This window comes from Curvibacter sp. GW821-FHT09D12 (genome assembly GCF_059416245.1).
In genome coordinates, this window is the sequence record NZ_JBWKOU010000014.1 from 85,737 (window position 1) to 99,334 (window position 13,598).

Below are 13,598 nucleotides of genomic sequence, written 5' to 3' on the forward strand. Positions count from 1 at the left end.
AATGAGCACCTCAAAAAATGAATTCACCCAGCAAAGTCTGCTGGAGCGCGTCAACAGCGTGAAGATGGCCGAGGGCAACCCGCGCGCCCGCGCCATCGTGGCCCGCATCGTGAGCGACCTGTTCAAGACGATTGACGAGCTGGACGTGTCGCCTGACGAGTTCTGGGCCGCCGCCGATTGGCTGAGCCGCCTGGGGGCCGCGGGCCAGATCGGTCTGATCACCGCCGGCCTGGGCTTTGATCGCCTGCTGGACATCCGCATGGATGAGGCCGATGCCAAAGCCGGCATCGCGGCCGGCACGCCGCGCGCCATCGAAGGGCCGCTGTACGTCGCAGGCGCCCCGCTGTTCCAAGGCGAGGCCGTGCTCGACGACGACAGCGACACCCGTGGCACCGGCAAGGTGCTGGTCATGGAGGGCCGGGTGCTGGACCACGCCAGTCAGCCTGTGGCCCACGCCATCATGGATGCCTGGCATGCCAACAAGAGCGGCGGCTACTCGCACTTCTTCCCGGGCCTCAAAGAGTTCGAACTGCGTCGCAAGATCGAAACCGATGCCCAAGGCAACTACCGCTTCCGCACCACGCTGCCGCCGGGCTATGCGATCCCACCGAACAGCCCGACCTCCGAGCTGTTCGAAGTGCTGGGCCGCCATGGCCACCGCCCGGCCCACATCCACTTCCACATCGTCAAGGAAGGGCATCGCACCCTGACGACCCAGATCAACATCCCGGGCGACACCTACATCGATGACGACTTTGCCTTTGCCACCCGCGACGGCCTGGTGCTGAAGATCGAACACGACGTTGCCCCGGCCGGCTACGAATCCCTGGGCGTGGGGGCTCCGTTTGAGCGCGCCCGATTCGACTTCGTGATGCAGCAAGCCGTCACGGAACGCGACACCGATCCGCGCACCCGGATCGCGCGCGCCGTCGGGGCCTGAACTCGGGGGCCTGATCTCGGGCCCTTCCGGGGCAGAACCCATCAAACACCCCCACACCAGGGCGGCCACGCAATGACTGCGGGCCGCCCTTTTCTATTTGGCACGCCCCAGGGCCGGTGGCTGATCGATGCGGTGCCGTGCCTGGGGCACGCCGAGCTTGAACGCCTGATCGGCGGCCTGCCGCAGTTGCGGGCAAGCTGAGGCGCTGACACGCTGATGGGCTGATGGGCTGTTGCGTGCTCCATCTGATCGCCGGGCCGGTCGCCTGCGCGCGGCAACTGGATAAAGAACGCGCGAAATGTGGATAGCTGATTCCGGGCGGGCTGGGCCTAATCGAGTTCATCGATCCACCCCACAGGAATTGCCCATGAATACCTCACGCAGCCCCCAGCAATGGCGCGACTTCATCGACGGCTGTCTGGACTTCAGACCCGAAGACGAGGTCTACCGAGTCCGTCGCTCGATGTTCACCGAGCCCGAGCTGTTCGATCTCGAAATGGAGTTGATCTTCGAGAAGACCTGGATCTATGCCTGCCACGAAAGCGAGATCCGTCAGCCCAACGACTTCATCACCCTGAACGCGGGTCGCCAACCCCTGATCGTGACCCGCGATGCGCAGGGCGAGCTGCACGCCCTGGTCAACGCCTGCGCCCATCGGGGCACCACGCTGACACGGGTTTGCAAGGGGCGGCAGGCCGCCTTCACCTGCCCCTTCCACGCCTGGACCTACAAGCCCGACGGGCGCCTGATCAAGGTAAAGGCCCCCGGCGAATACGGCCCGGGCTTCGACCTGCATCAGCATGGCTTGAAGAAGGCCCAGGTCGCGAGCTACAAGGGCTTTGTGTTCGTCAACCTCGATCTGAACACTCGCCTGAGCCTGGAAGACTACCTGGGCGACGCCAAGGTGTTTCTGGACCTGATGGTGGAGCAGTCTCCGACCGGCGAGCTCGAAGTGCTGCCCGGGCGCTCCACCTACACCTTTGACGGTAACTGGAAGCTGCAGACCGAGAACGGCCTGGACGGCTACCACGTCAGCACCGTGCATTACAACTACGTGGCCACGGTGGTGCACCGGCACGAGCTTGACAGCGCTCAGGGCAGCACCGACTTCAAGACCCTGGACTACCGCAAGCTCGGTGCCGGCGACGCCACCACCGACGACGGCTGGTTCTCGTTCAAGCACGGGCACTCGGTGCTCTTCAGCGAAATGCCCAACCCCGAAGTGCGCCCCGGCTATGCCAGCGTGATGCCCCGGGCGCAGGCCGAATACGGCACCGAAAGAGCGCACTGGATGATGCACCGCCTGCGCAACCTCAACCTGTACCCCAGCCTGTTCTTCATGGACCAGATCAGTTCGCAACTGCGCATCATCCGCCCGGTGGCCTGGAACAAGACCGAAATCATCAGCCAGTGCATTGGCGTGAAGGGCGAGTCGGCCGCGGATCGCGAAAACCGCATCCGCCAGTTCGAAGACTTCTTCAATGTCAGCGGCATGGGCACGCCTGACGACCTGGTCGAGTTCCGCGAAGCGCAACGCGGCTTCCAGGGCCGTGCCGAGCCCTGGAACGACATTTCACGGGGCTGCCAGGCCTGGACCCGCGAACAGACCGGCAACGCCAGGAGCCTGGGCATCCAGCCTGTGCTCACCGGCACCGAGATCACCCACGAGGGCCTGTTCGTGAACCAGCACAGTGCCTGGCGCCAGCTGATGCTGGATGGACTGTCCCAGCAGGCATCCGCCCAGAAGGAGGTGCAAGCATGAACACCCTCGAGCTGCAACACGCTGTCGAACAATTCCTGTATGCCCAGGCTGAGCTGTGCGATCGCCAGCAGTGGGATGAGTACCTGGCCTGCTTCGACCCGACGGCCGAATTCCATGTGCCGCAATGGGACTCGGAGCACGTGGCGACCACCGATCCGAAGCGCGAGATGTCGATGATCTATTACGCCACCCGGGGCGGCCTGGAAGACCGCATCTTCCGTCTGCGCACCGGCAAATCAGCCGCCAGCCAACCCATGCCGCGCACGCTTCACCAGATCAGCAATGTGCGCATCCAGGACCGCGGTCAGGGGCTGCTTCAGGTCGGTGCCAAATGGAACACGCATTACACCCGCCACGGCCAGGCCGACTGCTACTTCGGCGAAGTGAGCTACGAGCTGCGCCAGCTTGGCGCCGGCTTCAGCATCCTGCGCAAGCATGTGCTGCTGCTCAATGATCGGATCAATGCGGTGCTGGACTTCTACCACCTGTGATCAAGGGCGAGACCATGGAACATCAGATTGGCCTTCGCTTTGACGACGGTGCCACACGCTTCATCCAGGTGCGCTCGGGCGAGACCCTGGCGGACGCCTCCATCCGCCAGGGGGTGCGCTTCCCGGTGGATTGCCGCGAGGGTGCCTGCGGCACCTGCCGTTGCAAGGTGGAATCCGGCAGCTACGACCCGGGGGACTGCGCCGAAGAGGCGTTGACCACCGCAGACGCCCGACTCGGCTGGGCCCTGGGTTGCCAGATGCGCCCCCGTTCCAGCGGTGTCGTGCACGTGCCCGTCGACGCATCGGCCTGCCTGCACAAGCCGCTTGAGCAGACCGTGCGAATCGGCGCACTGAGGCGCCTGGGCCCGCGCATGGTCTCGTTGACGCTGGAGCACCCGGATCTGATGGCCTTGCGCTTTCTGCCCGGCCAGTACCTGCGCCTGTGGCTGCCCGACGGCAGCGCCAGCCGCGCATACTCCTTCAGCTCGCTGGTGCGCGAACCCGGCCAGGTCGACTTGCTGGTGCGCCTGTTGCCGGACGGGCGCATGAGCCAGTGGTTGAGCGATACGGCGCAGGTGGGCGACCCCCTGAAGCTGACGGCCCCCTATGGCAGCTTCTACCTGCGCCCCCCGCAGCGGCCCTTGCTGATGCTGGCCGGTGGCACGGGCCTGGGCCCGATGCTGGCCATGCTGGAGCTGCTGGCCCAGGCGCCGGACAAGGTGCCGCCCTGCCACCTGGTGCTGGGCCTGGCCGACGACAAGGACCTGCCCGTGCTGGACCTGCTGACCCCCTTGAAAGCGCGATTGCCGCAACTGACGCTCACTGTGTGCGTGTCGGATCCGCAATCCACGCAGGGCTTGCGCGGGCATCTGGTCACGCATCTGCAGCCGACCCTGCTGAACCAGGGCGATGTGGACATGTATGTCTGCGGTCCGCCACCAATGGTGCTGGCCCTGAACGACTGGCTGGCCACCGCACCGTGCCAACCAGCCGGCTTTCACATCGAGCGCTTCACGCCGGGTGCCTGACCCCCAGAAGCCCTGCTGCCCTGCATTGCACCAAGGCCTGTTTGCCCCCTATAGTGAAAGCGCCTGGCAACGCTGGGCGCGGACGGTCCGTCAACCGGTATGTTCTGCATGAACCCCATGGCTGCAAAAGAAAAATCCGGCGGCACCGACCTGGCCAAGAACGCGCCCGGCCTGATGGCCACGGTCGAGGAGTTGCTGCTGCTGGTCGAAGTGGTGGAGTCCGGGGGTTACCGGGCCGCCAGCGAGCGCACCGGCATCCCGCTGTCCAGCATGAGCCGGCGCGTGGCGGCACTCGAAGATCGCCTGGGCGTGTGCGTGATCATGCGCAATTCGCGGCGCTTCGAAGTGACCGACATCGGTCGCCAGCTGTTTGAGCAGGGCCTCAAGATCCGCGAGGCGGCCCATGCGGCGGTCTCGGTGGCGCAGGACAACGCCAAGGAGCCGGCCGGGGATCTGCGCATTGCCTGCCCCATGGCGCTGTCGACGCTGCTAGTGTGCTCGGTGGCCGTCAAGTTCGGGTGCCAGTACCCACGCGTGCGCCTGTTCCTGAGCACCACCCGGGGCACGCCTGAGGCCTTGGCGCAGAACTTCGACATCGTGATCCACCCCAGCGCCCAGGGGCTACCCGACTCGGACGTGGTAGCCCAGCAATTGATCCAGGCGCCCTATGGCCTGTATGCATCGCCTCAGCTGCTGCAGGGCCGGGAAACAAGTGACGAACCCTCGGCCTTGGCCGGGCTGGAGTCGATCGGCTGGAACTCGGGCGAATCCCAGACTTGCTGGACCGTGCAAGACCCGCAAGGCCGCACCGAGGAACTGCGCCTGTCCGTGCGCTTCGTGACCGACAACCTGCTGGCCGTCAAGGAGGCAGCTGTCGCGGGCCTGGGCATCACCCGGCTGCCGACGGCACTCGCGGCGGTCAGCGTGGCAGAAGGCAGCCTGCGCCAGGTGCTGCCGCGGTGGTCACTGGCGCCCATGACCATCTATGCGCTGTACCCTTCGCGACGTCGGCTCAGCCTGGCAGGACAGGAGTTCCTGAAGTGGGCCAAACCGGCCTTGCAGGCGCTGGTGGACGGCCGCACGGAATCCCAGAGTTGAGCTGGGTCAGGCCTCAGGTTTTGGCCCGGTGCCGTTCCGCCGTGGCCGATGGTGACTCTCCAAACGTCTCGCGGTAAGCCTCGGCGAAGCGGCCCAGGTGGCTGAAGCCCCAGGCCAATGCAATTTCAGAGATGTAACGCGTGGAAGCGTTGCGGACAATGTCGAGGCGGGCTTGCTGCAGACGGTGTTGGCGCAGGAACTGCATTGGCGTCAGGCCCAGGTGGGTGCGGAAGTCGGCCACCATGCGCCGTGGGCTGAGGCCCTGGGCAGATACCAGGGCGTCGACGTCCACCGCCTCGCGGGCGCGCTCCATCAGAGCGTTCTTCAGGTTGTCGACATGCCGGGGCAGCACTGGCGAGCCCTGATGGGCCAGTTCGGCCGAGTAGTTGTGCGGCTGAAAGCTCAGCAGACCGCGGATCAAAGAGGTCTCAACCCCTTGGGCCAGACCGTTGTAGTGCAGGAGGTTCCCGTTATGGCCCATGTCCTCCCACAGCAATCGCACCCAGCGCCACCAGGTCAGCGCCGCCCCCTGGTCGAGCGCCATGCTGGGCTCAAAGGTGATCGGTGACTGCACCGGCCGGCCCAGCATCTGCTCCAGGGCCGTGCGCATGGCGCCGCGATCGATGGCCACCAGCAGCTTGCGGCAATCGCCGCTGATCGAAAGCTCCTGGTAGGCGGAGGGGTCGATGATCAGGCCGCGTTCGGGGTCGGAGCCGAACACCGCGCTGCCAATGCGCAGCTCCTGGTCGCCCATCAGAGGCAGGCTGATGCTGTAGCTGTCCAGGGGGCGGCTGTCATTGATGCCGATGCGCACATCGGCCCCGTATTCGATGCAGCCAATGGCCGTGGACAGGGCGCCCAGGCGGTCGCCCGCATGGACAAAACGCAGGGAACGCCCTGGCTGCACCATCAGATCATGCGGGCCACAGACCCGCCGCATCCAATCCTGAGCGCCGGACACATCGGTGAATGCGCCACACAGGCGGTGGTGCAACACGGAATTTTGCTCATTCATGTACGTTCAATTCCAGTAAGAGCATTTTCAAAATCGGGTTTCTGATGTCAACAGGCCTATCCCGCCCTATTCAAAGACACCGAGCCAAATTCGTGCCATCTGAAAATCAACCCAAGCATTCGAAAATCGCCAAAAAGCACTCGCTTACCGCACCAATTCAGCGCAGTATTTATATTTGAATGGCAGCGGACTCCAAAATCGTGCATCTCACGCCCCAAGGTGTGGCATTCACCAGCGGACAGACCCGGCTCACTCGCAATGATCAGAAGCCGGTTAACCACTGCCCCATCAGGGAATTGAAACACTGCGGCCCCAAAAAACTGGGGATTACCCGGATTGGGAACCCGGCAAAGGCCTGATTTACAGGCCGACCACGGCCATCCTCAAAGCTGGCGCGGCTTTTGGAGCCGTTGGTGAGCGTACACCAGACTGACCAGAAAAAGACTTCAAGGGCAGCTCAGTCCGTGAAAACCCCAATACAAAGCCCCAACCCAGTGCGGTGCTTTCATGCCAGATAAACGGCCCGACATCACAAGAAAATGACAAGTTTGCTTTGGGACGGAGCGTTCCACGAAACCCCATCGACGCTCGACAAATACTGAAACTATATTCAGCCGTCACCCCCAATCACAAAACAAACCATGCAATACCCTCTGAAGAAACTGACTCTGGGAATCATTACTGGCACGGCTCTTGGTGGATTATTCAGCCCCGCCCAGGCCCAATCGCAGGCTCAAATATATGGCTTGCTGGATGTCAGCGCAGGCAGCACGCAATTGGCGGGGGCCGCCAAGACGGCCGGTGTGTTCAATGGATCGATGACCACCTCGTTCTGGGGCATCAAGACCCAGGAGGATCTGGGCGGCGGCTGGGGCGCCCTCTCGCAGATGGAGTCGTTCATGCGGGTGAACAACGGCTCGGCGGGTCGCAGCAGCGCAGACCCTTACTGGGCCCGCACCGCCTGGGTGGGGCTCTCCAACCCTTGGGGTGTGCTCCAGTTGGGGCGTGCCGTGACGCCGGGCTTTCTGATGGCCATCCGACTGAACCCCTTTGGTTCGGCGTCGGGTCTGGGTCCTTTCATCATGCACACCTACCTGCCGAGCGTGACCCAGCCCTTCATGACCAGTGAAGGCGCCAGCGATTCGGCCTGGTCCAACAGCGTGGCCTTCACCAGCAGTGACATGCGCGGCTGGCGCTTCACCGTTCAAAGCGCCCTGGCCCAGGGTGGCACCACAGGAAAGCGCAACACAGCGGGCCTGAGCTACACCCACGGTGCGTTCTATGGTGGGGTGGTCTACGAGAAGATGGACCAGATGAGCATGAACTGGGGTGCCCCTGTGGCACCGCTGGCCACCGCGGCCCGTCCGTTGATCACAGCCAGCAGCGTGCAGAACCTCCAGACCGGGGCCAGCTACGACCTGGGGCCGGCCAAGCTGTATGCCCAGAACCTGAAATCACGCATCGACGCCGCCAGTGGGGCCGAGGCCCGTTTGAACACCTCGCAGCTCGGAACCTCCGTGCTCGCAGGCCCCGGGCGGGTGCTGTTCTCCGTGGCACGCACCGCCCAGACACAAAGCGCCAAAGCCAGCCAAGACCGCACCACGGTGTCGTTGGGCTACGACCAGTGGCTGTCGAAACGCACCGACGTCTATGTGGCGCTGCTGCGTGACCGGGTCACAGGCATCAACCCCGGCACCTCGGTGCTGATCGGCATGCGGCACACCTTCTGATCTCCCTGCGTCCGGCCCTTGCGGGCCGGCCGGTTTCTCCATCACACATCACCGCCCTGCACCCATGTCTACTGTTGACCATCCCCTTGCCCACGCCCCTTGCGGTACCTTTGAAGGCTTGGCCCTGGAGGGCGTTCAGGCCTTCCGCGGCCTGCCCTACGCCCAAGCCCCTGTGGGCGCACTGCGCTTTCAGCCGCCGGCACCGCGGCCTGCAGGCATCCTGCCCGCACAGGCCTGCGCCGCGGGCGCCATCTCGCTGCAAGCGCCCTCCCGCCTCAGCCGGGTCATGGGTGACTTTCAGAGCCCGGCCTCCGAAGACTGCCTGCGCCTGAGCGTGTGGACCCCGGCGGCCGATGGCAAACGGCGCCCAGTGATGATCTGGCTGCATGGCGGCGCCTTCATGACGGGGGCAGGCGACCTGCCCTGGTACGACGGGGCCCGTCTGGCCCGCGAAGGCGACATCGTGGTGGTGGGTGTGAACTACCGCCTGGGCGCCCTGGGCTTTCTGTGCGGCCCCGGCGTCTCACCCGGCAACCTGGGCTTGATGGACCAGGCCCTGGCGGTGTCGTGGGTGAAGGACAACATCGCGGCCTTTGGCGGAGACCCCGAACATCTGACGCTGATGGGGCAATCGGCTGGCGGGCTATCCATCGCCCTGCTGTTGTGTGCCTACCCCCAGTTGCCGATACAGCGCGCCATCATGATGAGTGCCCCCCTGGGCCTGGAACTGGGTACGCCCCAGGACGCAGCGCCCATGGCTGCGGCCTATGCGCGGTCGCTTGAACCCTTTCGGCTGCAGTCGGACTTGCAGCCCGGCCAGTTGATGGCGGCGCAGGGTGCTGCAGCCCAATTCTTCATCGAGAACCAGGCCAAGGCGGGCGATGTGGCACCCCCATTTGTTCCGGTGGCCGATGGCGCCCTCCTGCCCACACCGTCCGGGCTCCAGGCTGCGCTGGCGCAAGCAGCCACCCGGGTCGACGTGATGATCGGCACCACGCGCGATGAATCAACGGCGTTCTTTGCGCGCGGCCAGCACGACGCCATGACCCAGCACGTGTTTGAAGCACCGTCCCTGCTGTGGGCACGCCAGGCAGCCGAAGCCGGGCGTGGGGCCTACGTCTACCGCTTCGACCACACCCCCGGCGGTGAGACGGTGGGTGCCACGCATTGCATCGAACTGCCGTTTGTGTTCGGCAACCGCGAGGCCTTTGCGACGGCACCGATGCTGGGGGGACTGGAGGAAGAAGCGTTCGAGCAGATCTCCCGCCCGATGCGTCAGGCCTTCCTCGGCTTCATCCGCGATGGGCGCCCCGCAGCCGAGACCCTGCCCGACTGGCCTGCAGTGCAAGCGGATCAGCCGATCCAACGCCTGCACTTCGCCCCCCACACGGGGCTGCAGCAGGTTGCCGGGTCGCCATGACCCCGGTGCCTGCCCACCCTGCCCCCTGACCCCCATCCCCTTCCTTCTGCGGAGTACCCATGCGCAAGATCAGCTTGCTGGCCTTCCTGACCATCCTGGTCGATGGCTTCGACACGACATCCATCGGCTTTGTCGTCCCGACCCTGGCAGCTCAGTGGCAGCTTCCGCTGTCGGCCTTCACCCCGGTCTTCGTGGCCACCAGCCTGGGCGCGGCCCTGGGCTATGCACTCAGTGGCCGCCTGGCCGTGAGCCTGCAGCGGCGTGACATCGTGCTCGGCGCGGTGTTTCTGTTTGCGCTGGGCTCGTGCCTGGCCGCACTGGCCGGATCGGTGCCCGTTCTGGCCGCCATACGGCTGCTGTCGGGGATCGGTCTGGGCGCGGCCATCCCGGCGGTCGTGTCGCTGGCCGTGGACAGCACGGCACCTGAGCGCAGAGAATCCGTGACGGTGGGCGTCACGTCCGGCTTGTCCCTGGGCGCTGCGCTGGGGGGCGCCATCGGCGGCAAACTGATCCTGAGTTGGGGTTGGGGCTCGGTGTTCATGCTGGGCGGCATCGCCCCCTTTCTGCTGCTGCCAGCGCTCTGGGCGCACCTGCCCGCAGATGCCCCGACCCCGGCTGGCTCTGCGGGGCACCCCCACGCCGCGCGACTCAGCGCCTTGTTCGGAGCGGGCCTGGCGCCCCAGACGCTGCTGCTGTGGGCGTTTTCATTTTTGATTTTCACGGCCGTCTATGCCTTGACCTTCTGGGTTCCGTCCATGCTCCATCGCTTGGGCTTTGACACCTCGGGCGTGGCCTTCGGCTCGGCGGCCATGGGCATCGGTGGCGTGGTGGCCGCACTGGGCTTGATCCCGCTGAGCTTTCGCTTCCATGTGCGCAAGATCCTGCTGGCCTGCTCGCTGCTGGGCGCCGTCGCCTTGGTGATGGCCTGGTCTCAGGCCGCAACGCCAGGCCTGCTTCTGGCCTTGATCGTGGTAGTGGGCACCTGCCTGATTGCGGGCACCATCGGACAGGTCGCGCTGGCGGTGAGCCTGTATCCCCCGGCCCTGCGCACGGCAGGGATTGGGTGGAGTGCGGCCATCGGCCGCCTGGGATCGGTGCTGGGCCCGGGCCTGATGGGCGCCTTTGTGGCCAGCGAACTGCCCGCCCCGCAGTGGTTGCTGCTGCCGGTGGCCCCCATTCTGCTGGCTGCTGTGGCCCTTTGGGTGGCCCAAAGAATGACCTCCCGCACGCCGGGCGGTCTTGGCCGGGCCTGAGTAAACGAACGCCTCCTCCCCATGGCCGTCTTGCCATTCGTTCACGCGCAGAGGTGCTGACATGAGCCTCACCATCCGAGCCAAGATCATCCTCACCTTCGGGTTGTTGATCGTAACGCAGATCGCCGGACTGTTGGCGGATCTGTTGGCGGACACCACCACCGTTTCGGCCAACGGGTCGTTCCTGGGCAACTTCAGCCGCGCCCCGCAATGGGTCTCGGTACTGATCTGTTTGGTGGCGGGCCACCACTTCGACCGGGTCATCTGCGGCGGCCTGAACCGCCAGGGCCTCAAGTTCAAGGCCACATGGCGTGCGGCACCGCTCAGGCGACTCCGACCCAACCGCCAACACCATCAAGGTGATGGCCCTGCAAGTAAGCAACGGCCTGGCGTTTCGGGTGGTGGTCCAACAGGGCGCATTCCGGGCCGTGCTGAGCGCCTGAGGCGGCCAACACGGCGGATTGGGGCCCCCACGCCGTGGCCTTGCCAAGCCCAACCGCCCCAATTCAGTGCGTTTTCGTCTTTTTCCATCCACAAACCCTGTTGAAAATCATGGAATGAAAAAAAAAAAGGTGTGCGACCCCCGGTTGATGGTTTTTTGGTGCCGTATGCGCGTTTAATCGGTTGGCGCGGATTTTTAATCCAAGCAGCTTGCGGTGAATGGCCAGGTTTTCGTCTGATTTGTGCGTTTTTCGGGACTCCATCGCTTTGTCAATGTGTTTTTTAGGAGTCCCAAAATGGGCAACAAACTGTATGTCGGCAACCTGCCTTATCAGGTTCGTGACAACGATCTGGAACAAGCTTTCAGCGAATTCGGCACTGTCACCAGCGCCAAGGTCATGATGGAACGTGACACCGGCCGTTCGAAGGGCTTCGGCTTTGTCGAAATGGGCAGCGACGCTGAAGCGCAAGCCGCCATCAACGGCATGAACGAACAATCCCTGGGTGGCCGCAGCATCACTGTGAACGAAGCCCGTCCGATGGAACCCCGCCCGCCCCGTAGCGGTGGCTTTGGCGGCGGTGGTGGCGGCGGCTACGGCGGTGGCCGCAGCGGTGGCGGCGGCTACGGTGGTGGCGGCGGCGGCGGTTACGGCGGCGGCAACAGCTACTAATTCACACTAGGCCTATGGCCTGTGAATTGAAGATACCCCTCTAGCAGGGGTATTTTTTCGTCTGTACGGTATCGAATGGGCCGCATTCGGGGCGCCCCCAACCCAAGCCGGCACGGGCAATTCAGCAATCCCGACCCGCACCCCTGTCAGGATTGGGGTCTCAGGCTGACGCCAGAGCGCGTCGCCCCAGCCCGGTGCCAACCTCAAGCTCGGAAAACCAGTTGATGAAGCGCTGTACATCAGCGCCCTGGTAGATTGAACCGTGCTGCGGGCACAGCATGTCCAGGCCCAGCGCGCTAGCACGCTCGCACCAGTCCAGCACAGCTTCGCGCGAACCCATCCAACGCTGGTGGAAGCCACGCGCATAGCGGCAGTGTCGATCGAAGTCCTGCACAAACAGGGTGTCTTCCTCGGGCGGCAGCATGGCCGCACCCACGTCACCCGTGAACAGGATGCGGGCCACCGGATCATGCAGATGGAAATTCCCAGACGAATGCAGGTAGTGCGCCGGCATTGCCTGCAGCGTGAGGGTGCCCAGCTGCAGCGTTTGGCCCTCGTCTGGCAGGCAGATGAAAGTGTCCGCATCACCGCCGTAATGCGGCAAGAAGGTATGCCAGATCTTCGAGGCATAGCACTTGAGCGCCGGGTTGAACTCCAGCCACAAGGCCAGCGAGCTGACCACGTCGGGATCCTGGTGCGAAGAGAAGATCCAGCGCAACGTGCTGGCGTCAGCGCCATTGGCCAGCGCTGCGAACACGGCCGGGAAGATCTCCATGCCACCCGGGTCGGTCAGCAAGGACTCGCGCCCGTGGCTGAACAGGTATTCGTTGGTGTCGATCAGGGCCGAAGCGCGCTCCGGATCTCGCGCGATCACCGCCCAGCGGTGCGGGCCTTGCTCAAAAAGGGTTTCCATTCGCTTCATGACGCCAGATTCTCCAGAGGTGTTTTCATGCCGCCCAGCACGTCGATGATGCCGGCGACGGCCTGGCCCAGGTCGATCGCCACCTGGGTCAATTGGGGGGCCATGTCTTCGGCATGGGCCGCTTCGATGAGGGCGCAGCGCGCCAGATTGCGTCCGGCGTCGCACAAGTGCAGGGCCCGAGCCACCGCATGGTTCAGGCCCTGACGTTGTCGGCCCAGGCGCTCGCGGGTCAGGGCCGCGTCGCGGTTCATGACGCTCACGAGCGCCACCAGCCGCGCATCAGGCCGTTCGAGACCAGCCGCGGCCTGGCGCAACTGGCCTTCCAGGCGCCCACGCTGGCACAGCCGCCCTACCTCGTCGCTCAACTCGGCCACGGCGGCGGCCACACGCAACATCAGGCTGGCCAATTCGGTCGAGAAAACCCGCATCTGTGCGGCCGCGGTGCGAAAGCCGCGTGCCTTGCGACGGGCCTGATGCGCGCTCAGCATGGCGTTGAGCGCCGCCAGATCGACCGCGGCAGCACCTTCAGCCACGCGCTGGGTGCACAGGCCAAGCTGCACCACAGCCTCGAGCCGGCGCTGGCTGTCCGCCGTCGGCAGGTCAGGGGCCTGGGCAGCCCGGGCCGGGCTGGGCCGGGGGGCGGCAGATGGATCAAACATGACAGCATCCTAGGGACACCCGCTGGCGAACGGTATCGGTGCGGCACTGATTCGAGCCTCAGCCCGCTCTGATCCCGACTCAGGAAAGCCTGAGCATGGGGTCACTCAGTCGCTCAGGTGGGCGACATAATTGACACTTTTGCTAACAAATAGATAAGCGAGTGGCGC

The 13,598-nt window shown here is 64.7% G+C and carries 12 protein-coding genes and 1 pseudogene; 10 read left to right on the forward strand and 3 right to left on the reverse strand.

Annotated elements, in window-relative coordinates:
• The first annotated feature begins 1 nt into the window (after position 1).
• The 5 genes from AC07PT_RS20815 to AC07PT_RS20835 all read left to right on the forward strand — a co-directional run bounded on the left by AC07PT_RS20815 (position 2) and on the right by AC07PT_RS20835 (position 5,319).
• Positions 2–940, forward strand: a complete 939-nt coding sequence (locus tag AC07PT_RS20815; protein WP_494657949.1) for a dioxygenase family protein — start codon at positions 2–4, stop codon at positions 938–940.
• A 367-nt stretch (positions 941–1,307) separates the two neighbouring features.
• Positions 1,308–2,702, forward strand: a complete 1,395-nt coding sequence (antA, locus tag AC07PT_RS20820) for an anthranilate 1,2-dioxygenase large subunit (protein ID WP_494657950.1) — start codon at positions 1,308–1,310, stop codon at positions 2,700–2,702.
• The gene (gene antB, locus AC07PT_RS20825; RefSeq protein WP_494657951.1) at positions 2,699–3,193 is read left to right on the forward strand and encodes an anthranilate 1,2-dioxygenase small subunit; all 495 of its coding nucleotides are present in this window, start codon (positions 2,699–2,701) and stop codon (positions 3,191–3,193) included. The genes antA and antB overlap by 4 nt, the downstream gene beginning before the upstream one ends.
• 14 nt (positions 3,194–3,207) lie before the next feature.
• A complete protein-coding gene (locus AC07PT_RS20830; protein WP_494657952.1) occupies positions 3,208–4,221 on the forward strand; it encodes a 2Fe-2S iron-sulfur cluster-binding protein in 1,014 nt (337 codons plus the stop codon).
• Positions 4,222–4,338: 117 nt separating this feature from the next.
• Positions 4,339–5,319, forward strand: a complete 981-nt coding sequence (locus AC07PT_RS20835; RefSeq protein ID WP_494657953.1) for a LysR substrate-binding domain-containing protein — start codon at positions 4,339–4,341, stop codon at positions 5,317–5,319.
• Positions 5,320–5,332: 13 nt separating this feature from the next.
• On the opposite strand, the gene AC07PT_RS20840 is transcribed toward AC07PT_RS20835, so the two are convergent.
• Positions 5,333–6,334 carry an AraC family transcriptional regulator gene (locus tag AC07PT_RS20840; RefSeq protein ID WP_494657954.1) on the reverse strand — a complete coding sequence of 334 codons (1,002 nt, stop codon included), beginning with the start codon at positions 6,332–6,334 and terminating at the stop codon, positions 5,333–5,335.
• 641 nt (positions 6,335–6,975) lie between these two features.
• On the opposite strand from AC07PT_RS20840, the gene AC07PT_RS20845 reads away from it, so the two are divergent.
• The 5 genes and pseudogenes from AC07PT_RS20845 to rbp form a co-directional block, all read left to right on the forward strand.
• Positions 6,976–8,064, forward strand: a complete 1,089-nt coding sequence (locus AC07PT_RS20845) for a porin (protein ID WP_494657955.1) — start codon at positions 6,976–6,978, stop codon at positions 8,062–8,064.
• 64 nt (positions 8,065–8,128) lie between these two features.
• Positions 8,129–9,484, forward strand: coding sequence for a carboxylesterase family protein (locus AC07PT_RS20850; protein ID WP_494657956.1), 1,356 nt, complete (start codon positions 8,129–8,131; stop codon positions 9,482–9,484).
• A gap of 59 nt (positions 9,485–9,543) precedes the next feature.
• The gene (locus tag AC07PT_RS20855; protein WP_494657957.1) at positions 9,544–10,737 is read left to right on the forward strand and encodes an MFS transporter; all 1,194 of its coding nucleotides are present in this window, start codon (positions 9,544–9,546) and stop codon (positions 10,735–10,737) included.
• Between the two features lie 311 nt (positions 10,738–11,048).
• Complete coding sequence (locus AC07PT_RS20860; RefSeq protein WP_494657958.1) at positions 11,049–11,180, forward strand: hypothetical protein; 132 nt, start codon at positions 11,049–11,051, stop codon at positions 11,178–11,180.
• A gap of 294 nt (positions 11,181–11,474) precedes the next feature.
• Positions 11,475–11,837: pseudogene (gene rbp, locus AC07PT_RS20865) on the forward strand (RNA-binding regulator); the annotation flags it as partial.
• A gap of 172 nt (positions 11,838–12,009) precedes the next feature.
• On the opposite strand, the gene AC07PT_RS20870 reads toward rbp, so the two are convergent.
• Positions 12,010–12,771: an oxygen-binding di-iron domain-containing protein gene (locus AC07PT_RS20870; protein ID WP_494657959.1), complete on the reverse strand. Its 762-nt coding sequence runs from the start codon at positions 12,769–12,771 to the stop codon at positions 12,010–12,012.
• Complete coding sequence (locus tag AC07PT_RS20875; protein WP_494657960.1) at positions 12,768–13,430, reverse strand: hypothetical protein; 663 nt, start codon at positions 13,428–13,430, stop codon at positions 12,768–12,770. Before AC07PT_RS20875 ends, AC07PT_RS20870 begins: the two co-directional genes overlap by 4 nt.
• Between the last annotated feature and the right edge of the window lie 168 nt (positions 13,431–13,598).

What these genes read in the sequence shown, in the direction of transcription:
- AC07PT_RS20840 (WP_494657954.1), bottom strand. Translation starts at nt 6,334, where the DNA reads ATGAATGAGCAAAATTCCGTGTTGCACCACCGCCTGTGTGGCGCATTC.
- AC07PT_RS20850 (WP_494657956.1), top strand. Translation starts at nt 8,129, where the DNA reads ATGTCTACTGTTGACCATCCCCTTGCCCACGCCCCTTGCGGTACCTTT.
- antB (WP_494657951.1), top strand. Translation starts at nt 2,699, where the DNA reads ATGAACACCCTCGAGCTGCAACACGCTGTCGAACAATTCCTGTATGCC.
- AC07PT_RS20870 (WP_494657959.1), bottom strand. Translation starts at nt 12,771, where the DNA reads ATGAAGCGAATGGAAACCCTTTTTGAGCAAGGCCCGCACCGCTGGGCG.
- antA (WP_494657950.1), top strand. Translation starts at nt 1,308, where the DNA reads ATGAATACCTCACGCAGCCCCCAGCAATGGCGCGACTTCATCGACGGC.
- AC07PT_RS20830 (WP_494657952.1), top strand. Translation starts at nt 3,208, where the DNA reads ATGGAACATCAGATTGGCCTTCGCTTTGACGACGGTGCCACACGCTTC.
- AC07PT_RS20855 (WP_494657957.1), top strand. Translation starts at nt 9,544, where the DNA reads ATGCGCAAGATCAGCTTGCTGGCCTTCCTGACCATCCTGGTCGATGGC.
- AC07PT_RS20845 (WP_494657955.1), top strand. Translation starts at nt 6,976, where the DNA reads ATGCAATACCCTCTGAAGAAACTGACTCTGGGAATCATTACTGGCACG.
- AC07PT_RS20815 (WP_494657949.1), top strand. Translation starts at nt 2, where the DNA reads ATGAGCACCTCAAAAAATGAATTCACCCAGCAAAGTCTGCTGGAGCGC.
- AC07PT_RS20875 (WP_494657960.1), bottom strand. Translation starts at nt 13,430, where the DNA reads ATGTTTGATCCATCTGCCGCCCCCCGGCCCAGCCCGGCCCGGGCTGCC.
- AC07PT_RS20835 (WP_494657953.1), top strand. Translation starts at nt 4,339, where the DNA reads ATGGCTGCAAAAGAAAAATCCGGCGGCACCGACCTGGCCAAGAACGCG.